At 51.0% G+C, this 12410-nt stretch carries 14 protein-coding genes and 1 pseudogene; 2 read left to right on the top strand and 13 right to left on the bottom strand.

The window, feature by feature from the left end:
- Positions 1 to 161 precede the first annotated feature (161 nt).
- Positions 162 to 491 carry a four-helix bundle copper-binding protein gene (locus LGT40_RS01520; RefSeq protein WP_226069738.1) on the top strand — a complete coding sequence of 110 codons (330 nt, stop codon included), beginning with the start codon at positions 162 to 164 and terminating at the stop codon, positions 489 to 491.
- A 106-nt stretch (positions 492 to 597) separates the two neighbouring features.
- On the opposite strand, the gene LGT40_RS01515 is transcribed toward LGT40_RS01520, so the two are convergent.
- From LGT40_RS01515 to LGT40_RS16320, 10 genes and pseudogenes are all read right to left on the bottom strand, one after another.
- Entirely contained in the window at positions 598 to 1440 is an 843-nt protein-coding gene (locus LGT40_RS01515; protein ID WP_226069737.1) for a hypothetical protein, read from the bottom strand.
- Between the two features lie 11 nt (positions 1441 to 1451).
- Positions 1452 to 1715, bottom strand: a complete 264-nt coding sequence (locus LGT40_RS01510) for a DUF5676 family membrane protein (protein ID WP_052041364.1) — start codon at positions 1713 to 1715, stop codon at positions 1452 to 1454.
- Between the two features lie 47 nt (positions 1716 to 1762).
- Positions 1763 to 2221 carry an ATPase gene (locus tag LGT40_RS01505; RefSeq protein ID WP_136554440.1) on the bottom strand — a complete coding sequence of 153 codons (459 nt, stop codon included), beginning with the start codon at positions 2219 to 2221 and terminating at the stop codon, positions 1763 to 1765.
- 32 nt (positions 2222 to 2253) lie between these two features.
- Positions 2254 to 3609, bottom strand: coding sequence for an MBL fold metallo-hydrolase (locus LGT40_RS01500; protein ID WP_226069736.1), 1356 nt, complete (start codon positions 3607 to 3609; stop codon positions 2254 to 2256).
- On the bottom strand, positions 3606 to 4532 hold the full coding sequence (locus LGT40_RS01495; RefSeq protein WP_226343141.1) for a ribose-phosphate diphosphokinase: 927 nt from the start codon (positions 4530 to 4532) through the stop codon (positions 3606 to 3608). Before LGT40_RS01495 ends, LGT40_RS01500 begins: the two co-directional genes overlap by 4 nt.
- A complete protein-coding gene (locus LGT40_RS01490; protein WP_226069734.1) occupies positions 4529 to 6109 on the bottom strand; it encodes a thymidine phosphorylase family protein in 1581 nt (526 codons plus the stop codon). The genes LGT40_RS01495 and LGT40_RS01490 overlap by 4 nt, the downstream gene beginning before the upstream one ends.
- Before the next feature lie 63 nt (positions 6110 to 6172).
- Positions 6173 to 6358 carry a heavy-metal-associated domain-containing protein gene (locus LGT40_RS01485; protein ID WP_211116140.1) on the bottom strand — a complete coding sequence of 62 codons (186 nt, stop codon included), beginning with the start codon at positions 6356 to 6358 and terminating at the stop codon, positions 6173 to 6175.
- Positions 6359 to 6510: 152 nt separating this feature from the next.
- Complete coding sequence (locus LGT40_RS01480) at positions 6511 to 6915, bottom strand: MerR family transcriptional regulator (protein ID WP_226069733.1); 405 nt, start codon at positions 6913 to 6915, stop codon at positions 6511 to 6513.
- A gap of 233 nt (positions 6916 to 7148) precedes the next feature.
- Positions 7149 to 8873 (bottom strand): annotated as a pseudogene (locus LGT40_RS01475) (efflux RND transporter permease subunit); the annotation flags it as partial.
- Positions 8870 to 9916 carry an efflux RND transporter periplasmic adaptor subunit gene (locus LGT40_RS16320; protein WP_226069732.1) on the bottom strand — a complete coding sequence of 349 codons (1047 nt, stop codon included), beginning with the start codon at positions 9914 to 9916 and terminating at the stop codon, positions 8870 to 8872. The pseudogene LGT40_RS01475 and the gene LGT40_RS16320, both read right to left, overlap by 4 nt.
- A 279-nt stretch (positions 9917 to 10195) precedes the next feature.
- Here LGT40_RS16320 and LGT40_RS01465 point away from each other — a divergent pair, with 279 nt between their 5' ends.
- Positions 10196 to 10525 (top strand): four-helix bundle copper-binding protein, encoded by a 330-nt coding sequence (locus LGT40_RS01465; protein WP_226069731.1) that lies wholly within the window; start codon positions 10196 to 10198, stop codon positions 10523 to 10525.
- Between the two features lie 182 nt (positions 10526 to 10707).
- Here the strand turns inward: LGT40_RS01465 and LGT40_RS01460 are convergent, their stop codons facing one another.
- The 3 genes from LGT40_RS01460 to LGT40_RS01450 form a co-directional block, all read right to left on the bottom strand.
- The gene (locus tag LGT40_RS01460) at positions 10708 to 11343 is read right to left on the bottom strand and encodes a peroxiredoxin (protein ID WP_226069730.1); all 636 of its coding nucleotides are present in this window, start codon (positions 11341 to 11343) and stop codon (positions 10708 to 10710) included.
- Between the two features lie 289 nt (positions 11344 to 11632).
- A complete protein-coding gene (locus tag LGT40_RS01455; protein WP_136555629.1) occupies positions 11633 to 11983 on the bottom strand; it encodes a copper-binding protein in 351 nt (116 codons plus the stop codon).
- 67 nt (positions 11984 to 12050) lie between these two features.
- A partial coding sequence (locus LGT40_RS01450; protein WP_226069729.1) for an efflux RND transporter permease subunit occupies positions 12051 to 12410 on the bottom strand: 360 nt, incomplete at its 5' end.

The raw sequence follows: 12410 nt of genomic DNA, 5'->3' as shown, positions 1-12410 counted from the left end.
GGCCGGGGAGGATGTCAAACCCACATTATAAATAATCTGATTGTGACAGCTTGGTAAAAGGGAAATGCAGCGACTCATTGGCTAATTTATATTGGTATATTTCTTGCTAAATGCCCTTAACATGCAATTAAGCATGTTTCATCAATTAAAGAGAGGTCACTATGTCTCATGAAAAATATCAATCTTGTATCGAAGCTTGTTATCGCTGCGCTGCGCAATGCGATCATTGTGCAGTGGCTTGTTTAGAAGAAAGTAATGTTTCCAAAATGGCAGATTGCGTACGTATGGATTTAGACTGTGCGGATATGTGTCGTTTTGCAGCGGCTGCGATGGCTCGTGGCAGTGATTATGCAGCTCAAATATGTAATTTATGTGCCGAAATTTGTGAGAAATGTGCTGAAATTTGTGCTCAGTATGAGCACCAGCACTGTAAAGACTGTGCTAACGAGTGCAGAAAATGCGCTGAAGAATGCAGAAAAATGGCTGCATAAGGAGTCTGACATACGCCTCTAATGAGGCGTATGTCTTTTTTGATGCTAATCTACTTTGTAGATTAAAACTATTAGAAGGAAATCTTAGCAAAAGAACTCCCTAATATTACGAACAACTTGAATATTCGTCATCCTTTTCCATGTTATCGATTCCGCCGGACAGACCCCGCCAGCCGGATTCGCAATTGAGAACCCTGTCGGTATCCTCGGGCGTCCAACCCTCCTGCCACTGCAACCAGGTCAGCAAACCGGGATCGATATCTCCGCTGCGCGTGCGCATCAACAACCCTTCATTGGGCGTAAAGCCCATGGTGGTATCGACTGGTTTGCCGTCGCGGATGGCGGCCATGGAACAGCCGCTTCCCAGTTGCGCAGTCACCAGGGTGTAGTGTTCGGCCTTGGGCTTCACTGCCTCCCAGTGTTTGACCATGGACTCATGAGCAAAACCGTGAAACCCGTAACGGCGTAATCGATATTTCTCAGTGAGTGCGACGGATAGTCCATAAATCTGTGACAGCACCGGCAGGTCGCTGAAAAACTCACTATCGAAAACCGCAAAAACGGGAATGGAAAATCGGGTATTCCGAAGCTGCTCAATCAGTTCAATGGCCGCCTTATTGTGCAGTGGCGCCAGTGGTATCAGGGTTTGCAGTTGCCGAAAATTATCGTCGTTGATGGGTATAGGTTTATGATATTCAGAGCCCCCGTGTACGACTCTGATAATCACCGCGCGAACAGCATGATTTGTCAGCACATCGGTCAGCCAAGGGGGCGCGCCAGGATAAGTCTGCGCAGCTGATTGGCCGACACCTGCTTGCCCAATAGCAACAGGCACCGTTGCACCCGCATATTCAAGCGCCGAGACGTTATGCGTGCTCCACTTGATGGATGAACTACCCGGATTCAACACCAACAGAACCGGTTTGTCATAGCGCGGCAAACTGCTCATCAGCTGGATAATCAGTCGGATGACTGCAAGCGGTTATAAATGGCCGCCAGCAACCACCCGGCGATACCCGCTACCACGAACCAGGCCACCAGCCCGATAACGACACCAGTGAGAGTCAAGTGCCAACCCATCTCATTCAGTTGCATATGCACCATTTCTCCGGACATGGACAACATCATGGAAGGCATTAACATCACCAGCAGACTGCAAGCCAGCCACAGTATTGCCGCGGTAATCGCGCTGGCCATCCCGAATTTGAACGCATTAAGTGTCATGATTATTCCTCCGTTTATGGTGGTGTATCTGTGAGAAATTAGTGTCTCTACAAATCCCCGAACCGGTTGGCAGACTGCGCCATACGCATCATTTCGTGCTCCTCCAGCGACCGGAGTGATTCCATCAACTCTTTGGCAGAGGGGATCTCCGCCCTGGAGGCGAGATAGCGATACAGTTCAATCACCTGCTGGTGTTGATCGACTATCACCTCCATGATTTGCGTCGCATCCAGCTCGGCAAAGGGGGCGTCGCAATGCGCATGCCGAACGATGGGGTGCTTTGCCACATATTCGTAACACCAGGTGTTCAGTGCATGCTCGTCGCCTGAGGTTTCAAACCCGCTGACTACCTTGGTCAGTGCCTTCTCATGATCGGACAGATACGCAAGGATCATCCGGGCCCGTTCATCCATATTCTTGTCCGCACAGTGGGATAAACACTGGCTGAGGTGTTGGTGAAATTCCCGAGTCCAGTGCAGCACATCTTTTAAGGTTTCAATTTGCATAACTTTTTCTCTGCTGTGGATTATCTCTTCGATTACAGGCGCAAAATATCGCGATAACCCGCCACATTCACCGCAAACGCGGTGTGCTCCTGCAAGTGCACCCGAAGGGCTTCAAGGGCTTCCGGGTCACCGTGAATCAGTTGAATTCGAGTAGTATCGGTCAGCGCTGACTGCTGTAACCACTGGGTCAGTTCGAGGTAGTCTGCGTGCCCCGACAAACCTGAGATGACTTTGACAGTGGCTCTCAACGGTACCCAGCCTCCGTGGATTTTCACCGCATCAACACCCTCCAGCATTTTTGCGCCGCGAGTGCCGCCCGCCTGATAACCGGTAAACAATACCGTGGTTTTAGAACTGCCTAACAGGCGTTTGAAGTGGTGGAGAATACGACCTCCGGTAGCCATGCCGCTGCCAGCGATAACAATATGGGGGAAAGCCTGTCCGGCAATCGCCTTCGATTCGTCCACCGTGCGGGTATAGGTCACGCCATCGCATAGGCGGTAGCATTGCTCGTGACTCAACCGGTGCTGATCACTGAACTGGCAGAAAATATCCGATACTTTGATCGCCATGGGGCTGTCGAGATAGATGGGCATTTTGGGGATATCGCCCTGATCCATCAGGGTCGCCAACAGATGTTGCAAGGCCTGCGCCCGCCCTACCGCAAAGGCCGGGACTAGCAGCACGCCGCCGCTTTTGGCGACACGGTTAACAATTTCCGCCAACTGCTGAAACGGATCTTGGGTGTCGTGCCGGCGGTTGCCGTAGGTGGACTCCATCAACAGCAGATCCAGCTCCGGCAATGGTCGAGGGGGGGTCATCAGCACATCACCGAAGCGACCGACATCACCAGAAAAGCCGATTCGTTTCCCTTCCGCTTCAACGATAATGCTGGCGGCGCCGAGAATATGACCGGCAGGCTGTAAATAAAAACGGATATCCCCGACCTCGATCTGTTCATCAAACTCCACAGACTGAAATAGCCTCATGCTGGCTTCCGCCGTTTGACGGTCGTAAAGCGGCTCAGGGTGCGCGTGCTTGCCCAATTTATGTTTGCTGTAATACTTAGCGTCTTCCTCCTGGATATGGCCGCTGTCGGCCAATAAAATCTGACACAGGGCCTTAGTGGCGTGATGGGTAAACACCGGGCCGCGAAAGCCGCGCTTGTATAGCACCGGGATATAACCGGAGTGATCCAGATGTGCGTGAGTGAGCAGCACCGCATCCAGTTTGTCGATGTCCAGGGGCAAGGTTTGCCAGTTGCGTTCCCGCAGCCACTTGTAGCCCTGGAACAAACCGCAATCGACTAATACGGTTGTCGTTTCAGTTTCCAGCAGAAATTTTGAGCCGGTAACTGTCTCGGTGCCGCCGACAAAGGTAATTTTCATAATGATTTTCCTGCCAATTTAAGCATGCTGATAACGGGCGCAATCAGTTGCGACGTAATATCAATAGCGTTGGAAGGATGGGGGATGGTATTGGATGTGACCAGTTGGCTCAGGCCTGAGGCCAGTAAGGTTTTATCGGAGTGATCGGCAAATATGCCGTGCACCGCCACGCACTGAATGTTGTCGATACCTTTGGACCGAAGTGTTTTAACGCATTCCAGGATTGTTTGCCCGCTGGAAATAACGTCGTCGATAATCACTGCCGTTCTATCCCTGAATTCGTTGATGTCGGGCAGCATCACTTCGACTTGGCGATCCCCGAAGCGCTGCTTTTCTCCAATCACAAAAGGATGTTGACTAAAGGCAGCAATCTCATCAACCCATTGCTCGCTTTCGCTGTCGGGCCCTATCAACAGTAGGTTGCTTTGCGTTTTGAGCCAGTGCGCCAATGCCGGAGCCCCTTGCACAACACGACTGGGTATGGAATAGATTTCATCCAGAGAATGATAGCGATGCAAATGTGGATCGACCGTAACCAGCCAATCAGCATGTTGAGAAAGGCACTTGGCAAAAATACGTGAAGTAACCGCTTCCCCATCGACAAAACGGCGATCCTGACGCATATAACTGAGGTAAGGCGCCACTAACCCCACTTGCGACGCTCCCAGCTCCCGCAGTGTTTCCAATAAAAACAACAACGGCAGATATTTGATGTTTGGGTGTGACAGATCAGCCACCACAATACAGGCGCGATTTTCTACATCAGATAGAATACGCAGATAGGACTCCCCATCAGGAAACTGCCGAGCGTTAAACTCGCCAGGTTGACCACCAATCGCGTTACTGAGTGACTCAGCCAACGGATGATTGTTCAGGGAAAACACCACTGGAGATTTATCTTTCACAGCCATCGCCTCGCTCATCGTTCCTTCTCGACCGTAAAAATTGTCGATTGGCGATAAAACGCCATCGCATACTGTTGCTCTCCGATCGTATCGGAACAGAGCGTAAATAAAGGTTGTCCGACGGTGACCTTGTCGCCGACTCGAGCATGTAGACGCAACCCCGCAGCCGCTGTCGCCGGAGCGCCTGCCAGCTTCGCCAGACGCGCGAGTTGACGATTGTCGATAGCGGTAAGTGTGCCCGCTGCTGTGGCCGCTTCGGTATGTTGGTAGCTGGCGTCAGGCAGGGCTTTCATCCCACCCTGCGCGGCCAAAATGCGCTGGAACTGCTGCCAGGCTTTACCTTCATCCAAAATCGCGATCGCTCTTTCCAGCCCTTGTTCATAACGCTCTTGATAAGCAAGTGAAAACAGATGTGCAGCCAGAAACAAGGCACGCTCCCGAAGATCCTGTGGTGCACTGTGCTCGCGCTGCAATACTGCCAGCACATCCCGCGCTTCTTCTACCGGGCCGATACCACGCCCAACCGGCTGACTACCATCCGTAATAAGGCAGCGAATTTGAATACCACAGGCGGCTCCCACCTGGGTAAAGAGTGAGGAAAGGCGATCGGCGTCGTTCTGGGAACGCACTTTAGCGGTGGGGCCGACGGGAATATCTATCACCGCATGAGTGGAACCGGCAGCGATTTTTTTTGATAAAACCGAGGCGATCAACTGCCCTTCACCATCCAAATCCAGGGCCCGTTCAATGCGAATCAACAAATCGTCGGCCGGACTCAGGTTGACAGCGCCACCCCAAACAAGACAGGCATGGGTCTCAGCCACTACACGTTGAATCTCATTGAGCTCCAGATTGACGGTAGTCAGTGCCTCCATAGTATCCGCAGTACCGGCGGGAGAGGTGATCGCCCGCGAGGAGGTTTTAGGGATGGTGAGTCCCGCAGCGCTGACAATGGACACCACGAGCGGTGTGGTGCGGTTGCCCGGCAGCCCACCGATGCAGTGTTTATCAAGAACCATGGCTTCGTCTGGCCAGTTCAGCCGCTTACCACAGGCCACCATGGCCTGGGTGAGACTGATGATTTCATCTACGTCTAAACGGCTACCCGCGCACACACTGAGGAAGCTGGCGATTTCGATATCCGAATAGCGGTGGTCGCCGATGTCCTCGACAATAGCGGTAATCTCTTGATCACTGAGTTTGTGTCCAAAGATTTTTTTGCGCACGGCGGCAAGTGATGTCACTACCGGTGCGTGGTCGACACTAACCGCGGCGCCATCATCGACGTCCAAGCGCTGCATGGCACTTTTAGACAACCCTGCACTCCCGGAACTCAGTACCTGTTCGTCCACCACATTCAGCGTGGCGATAACGCTGTTTTCCCCGTATCGCAGCATGACACGGCTGTTGGCAGTGAAACCTTCAGAGCGGCAGATGTGACAATCACTGCGCATATACACCACCGGTTCCTGGTGGGTGTCGATGCCCATGTCGATCACCTTAAGTGTGTTAATTTGATCCATTAGCATTTCCTGAACAACAAAATTTAGCCATTGCCTTTCTTTCAGTGGCCAGCAGGCTTTCTCCACCACCATATTTCACGCCTGTAACATGCTTAGGCTTACTAACTGCTAATTACTCCAACCATCAGCCATAAACTAATTGATTTGGGTCGAAGGAAAACCCGCTCGATCCAACGCCTCTATCAGAGCGTTAGACTCGACCATGCCAACGACCGAAGCGACACCCGTCGCCAGATCCATACACGCATCGCTTACGCCGGAAACAGAGCGTAGCGTTTGCTCAATGCTTCTTACACAACCACCGCACGTTGCGCCCTGCACCTGTAGCCGCTGCAGCGGGATATCGCTATCTGAGTCAACACTGCTCCGAATGTTAGCTGCAGTGGATGACTTGCTGGCGCAACAGCAGCCGCCCGGGTGATGAGTAGGGCTCTCGAATTTCTGTGTATTAATGGCAAATCCTCTATGTTGATTTACTGGGCAAACTCTTCAATCAGGTGACAGATCATATGGCCAGTCGGCACCTTATCTGGCTTTTGGCTCCACTCAACCACGGCCTGCTGCATGCGTTCCCGCAGTTGCAGAGTCTCCGCGAACCGTTGTTCAGTTTCATTCAGGCGTTGGTCAATCAAGCGGAGTACCGTCGGGCAAGGCGATTTCTTCTTATCCGCGTGGTTCAAAATTTCCTGAATATCCTCAACGGAAAAGCCCAGTTGCCGTGCACTCAGCACGAATCGCAAGCGGTTGTAATCATTTTCGCTGTATTCCCGATATCCATTGGTTTTGTTCTTCCCCGGTTTCAGAATCTTGATCCGGGTATAAAACCGCACCGTATCGGCCGTAACCCCTAAACGCCTGGCCATTTCGATAACTTTCACACAGCCCTCCTCGCAGCTCAGTCTGACTATCACAGGATTCATATTAACCCCGAGGATCTGTTCCTTGCCTTGATATGAGTCAATCATCAGTTCTAAACCCGAGAGTAAATCCGAAGAATTTATCCGGCTTTTTGTCACCTTACACCTGTGTCCAAGACACAGGTCAAGCAATTTTCATTCACAGGTATCCGGTTTCTCGTATTCACTATTACACGCTCCTCGATCTTTAGCCTGTAGGTGGTGGGCATATACATCAAATCGCCCTCATCAAAGGGGGGGATAAATTCGCTACCTATCTGGCTGACTGGCCAAAACCCGATAACCGTAATCACCAGGGCTAACACGAGCGTGGATTTAGGGTAATTGAGCACAGTTTTAAGCGCAGGCATATACACGCCAATCAACGCGCGATTGAGTGGATTTTTGTGCTCGGGCAATACTTTGCCACGAATAAAATAGCCCATCAGCACGGGCACCAGCGTTACCGCTAATGCAGCGCTTGCGGCCATGGCATAGGTTTTGGTGAATGCCAGTGGCGAGAACATTCGCCCTTCCTGGGCTTCCAGAGTGAACACCGGCACAAAACTCACGGTGATAATCAGCAGACTGAAAAATAGCGCAGGGCCGACTTCGGCAGCGGATTCCTCCACCACCTGCCAGCGGTTTTCGTTGGTAAGTGCTTTCCCTTGCAACACAAGGCGTTCCATATGCTTGTGCATGTTTTCGATCATGACAATGGCGCCGTCGATCATGGCGCCGATGGCAATGGCAATCCCGCCTAACGACATGATATTGGCGTTGAGCCCTTGCGCATGCATGACAATAAAGGCGACCAGAATACCCACTGGCAGACTGACAATGGCCACTAGGCTGGAGCGCACATGGAACAAAAACGCCATGCATACCAGTGCCACGACGATGAACTCTTCCAGCAACTTGTGCCACAGGTTTTCCACGGCGCGCTCAATCAGGCCGGAACGATCATAGACCGTCACGACTTCCACACCCTCTGGCAACCCGGCTTTAAGCGTTTCCAGCTTGGCTTTGACGCCAGCAATGGTTTTTTGCGCATTCTCGCCAAAACGCATGACCACGATGCCGCCGACCGTTTCACCTTCGCCATTGAGTTCGGCAATGCCCCGGCGCATCTGCGACCCGACGTCGATGTCCGCCACATCTTTTAACAGTATGGGGGTGCCGTTGACGTTCAGGCCCAAAGGGATATTGGCCAGATCATCACGCCCCTGGATGTAGCCCGATGCGCGCACCATATATTCCGCCTCGGCCATTTCCACCACCGACGCCCCGACCTCCTGGTTACCCCGCTGGATCGCCATTTGGATATGGGACAGCGGGATGTTGAAGGCCCGTAACTTATCCGGGTGAACCCTGACCTGATATTGCTTCACCATGCCACCCAAGGCGGAAACTTCCGACACGCCGGGAACCGTTTGCAGCTCGTATTTCAAGAACCAGTCCTGCAGGCTGCGCAGCTGGCTGAGATCGTGCTGACCGGTGCGGTCCACTAGCGCGTAGAGGTAGACCCAACCCACACCGGTGGCATCCGGCCCCAATTGCGGCCTGGCATTGGGCGGCAAAGTGGGTGCCACCTACGACAGGTATTTCAGCACCCGCGAACGCGCCCAGTAAGCATCAGTATCCTCATCAAAAATCACGTAGACATAGGAGTCGCCGAAAAAGGAGTAGCCGCGTACGGTAACCGCACCCGGTACCGATAACATGGTGGTGGTCAGCGGATAGGTGACCTGATCTTCCACCACCTGCGGCGCCTGCCCCGGATAACTGGTTTTGATAATCACCTGCACGTCCGACAAATCGGGAATGGCATCTACCGGCGTGTTTTTCAGGGACCAACCGCCGACCCCTACCAGAATCAGGGTCGCCAGCAGCACAAAAAAGCGGTTTTGGACAGACCAGCGGATAATACCTTCAATCATGGCTTGTCCTCCCCGTTGCGCTGGCCTTGATCCATATCCATCGCATCATGGCTCATACCCTGATGCTGGCTGTTGTCCATGGATTGCCCGCCCCCCTCCCTGGGTGCCTCTTCGGACACCTGTTCCAGTCGATGGATCTGGCTGATCACGTAGTGGTTGTCCCCTTTCCGCTTAATCTCCACATGCAGCTTCATGCCGGGTTTCAGCCCACCCAGATCCACCGCGGGGTCCACAGTAAAATCCATCGTCATGGCCGGCCATTGCCAGGCATCGATGGGGTCGTGGGCCAGCTTGAGCATTCGGTGTTCGACCATGACGCCTTCAATACGGGCGCCGACTGATACCGATGCCGGTGTTCCAGGCTGGGTATCGTCATCCGGGCTGTGGTTCATGCGACGAAAATCCGAGGTCTTGCTGGATTCGGAATCAATCAAAAATTGCGCGGAAGTCACAAGCTGGTCGCCCTCGTTGAGCCCCGACAGAATCTCCACCCGGTTCTCGCCAATCCGCCCCACCTCGACGGCGATGGACTTAAAGCGCCCGTCACCTTTAGCCAACACGACCCGCGATTGACTACCCGTGCGAATCAGTGCTTCACGGGGAATGAGCAACGCCTCCCGAGCGGGTTGTGTCGCTATCGTCATTTGCGCAAACATACCCGGTCGCAGGTAGCCGTCTGGGTTGTCGAATCGTACCCGCACCCGAGCTGTTCGAGTCTGGGTATTCAGTGACGGGTAGATATAGTCAACCGTGCCAGACCACGTGCGTCCTGGCAGATAATCGAGGTACATGCGCACTGCATCGCCCTCCCGTACGCTCATGACCTGACGCTCGAACACTTCTCCTATGACCCAGATATGTTCCAGCTGCCCGATGGCCATCATTTCCATACCGGGTTTCACAAACATGCCTTCACGGACCATAAGATTGTCCAATACGCCGGATTGCGGGGCCTTGATGGTGATGGTCTGACTGACCTTTGCGGATTTTTTCAGTCGGTGGATCTCCGATTCCGGCACCTGTAAAGCCGACAGCCGCTCCATGGCAGCAGTGATTAGTGTTGGGTTCTAATCTGAACGAAATGGGAAACTAAGAACTTAGATTTTGTTATTCAAATCCCGTAATTTCAAACTAACTCAGTAATGTGTATAAATTCAGGCCCTGCATGAACTTTTTACACACATCACCAAAAGATTTAGTGTTCAGTCAGGCTTGAAGATGAGGACTTTAGCTTTTTATGGGCTTGTTTCACTTTGGTATATTGTTTGCTGATATGTACCAACATGCAATTCTGCATGGTTTATAAATAAAGAGAGGTCACTATGTCTCATGAAAAATATCAATCTTGTATAGATGCCTGTTACCGTTGCGCTACGGCTTGCGATCATTGTGCAGTATCATGTCTAGAAGAAAGTAATGTTTCCAAGATGGCAGATTGCATACGTATGGACTTAGACTGTGCTGATGTCTGTCGTTTTGCAGCAGCTGCGATGGCTCGTGGCAGTGATTTTGCAGCTCAGATTTGTAACCTTTGCGCCGAGATTTGTGAAAAATGTGCTGAAATTTGTGATCAGTATGAACACCAGCATTGTAAAGACTGTGCTAATGAGTGCAGAAGATGTGCTGAAGAATGCAGAAAAATGGCTGCATAATTAGTAAGTATGACAAACGCCTCATAATGAGGCGTTTGTCTTTTTTGATGCTATTCTCGTTTTAGTTTTAATCTCATCGAAGGAAATCAAAGCAAAACACTGCAGAAGAATTATTAGTTTTCCAACAACTTTAAATTGAATATAAGCCATTCTTTTCCGTACTTAAAAGCTTGCGCCCCACCTTAACGATTAGGCTGCTTGACTATACGAAGATATGGCTTAAGCGTCTTCCAGCCTTCAGGAAAGTGTTCTTTTGCCTCATCGTCTGATAAAGAAGGAACTATGATGACATCATCACCATTGCACCAGTTTGCTGGGGTAGCAACCTTATAGCCATCAGTTAATTGGATCGAGTCGAGCACCCGTAAGATTTCGTTGAAGTTTCGGCCCGCACTCTTCGGATAGGTCAGCGTCATTCTAATCTTCTTATTCGGATCGATCAGAAATACCGAACGCACTGCCGAGCTATCATCCTCCCCGGGATGCAGCATATCGTAAAGCCGAGAGATTTGTTTATCTTCATCTCCAATAATCGGGAAGTTGACCGCGCGTCCTTGGGTCTCCTCAATATCGCTGACCCAGGCTTTATGCTCTTTCACCGAGTCAACCGAAATAGCGATTATTTTGCATTGCCGCTTGTCGAATTCTTCCTTCAGCTTGGCGGTCTCACCTAGTTCCGTGGTGCATACTGGCGTAAAGTCGGCCGGGTGAGAGAACAGGATCGCCCATCCGTCGCCAATCCAGTCATGAAAGTTAATCGTTCCTTCTGTGGTATTCGCCTCAAAGTCTGGGGCAATATCGCCTAGATGTATGTTCATGATGCTAGTTTCCTTGAGTTAAATTATAAAGTGGCGTAGACCGATGCTTATGTTTTGCCTCGACAGGTTGAGTAATTACTTTGTCAGAATTTGTCGACGAGTTGCGTTGAGTGTCAGCATTGACAATACTGTAAGACGTCGTCAATAAAGTAGCTAAGAGCATTCCAGCCCAAGATTTAAACTGTGTTTTCATGGTTGTTTACCTCAAGTAAAGGGTGCAAGACCCAGTTTTCCTATTTTTAGACAATTATTTTTAATCGCTCATTCCAAACTGTTTGCATATTGTCAGTTACTTGACTTCAGTAATGACATAACCTTGTTCTGCTTTCATAAACTCAAAATCAACCGTATCGCCCACATTAAGATTATTAAGTAATTGCTCATCCTGGACCATAAATCCCATGGTCATGGCAGGCCAGCTGAGGCTTTCAACCGGTTCATGAGCCAAAGTTACTTTTTTTGAGCTGGCATCGACTTTAGTGACGGTGCCTTTAGCTGAATGGGTGATCTGTTGATCCGATGTCTCCGCTTTTGGAGCCATGTTCTTCATATCGTCATGATTCATTCTCTGCTCCGCTAGTATCGAGGTTGCCGAAAAGGACAGAATGATCGTCAAAGAACTTACTAATAATTTTTTCATTTTAATTTTCTCCACTGCGTTAAAAAATATCCGGATCAAGAAACGCTAAATGACCCGGCGTGATTCATCACTCGTTATTTGCTTGTGATTGAATTGGTTGGTTTTTCGTCTGCCGCTGTGCACGCGGTCTACGAATCATTAGATAAATTACTGGGATCACCAGCATCGACAGCAGCGGTGCCGTCACCATGCCGCCAACCATTGGCGCAGCAATGCGCTGCATCACCTCACTACCAGTGCCGCTGCCAAACATAATGGGTAGCAGGCCTGCAAGGATAACGGTCGCTGTCATGGCCTTGGGTCTAACCCTGAGCACGGCGCCTTCACCGATGGCATCAAGCAGATCAGCTTCCGTTCCTTTTTGTTCATCCAACCGTTTTTGCCAGGCTTGCTTAAGATAGAGCAGCATGATGACGCCAAACTCGGC

This window comes from Methylophaga pinxianii (assembly GCF_020447225.1).
GTDB lineage: Bacteria > Pseudomonadota > Gammaproteobacteria > Nitrosococcales > Methylophagaceae > Methylophaga > Methylophaga pinxianii.
This window is presented reverse-complemented; position numbering and strand designations above follow the sequence as displayed.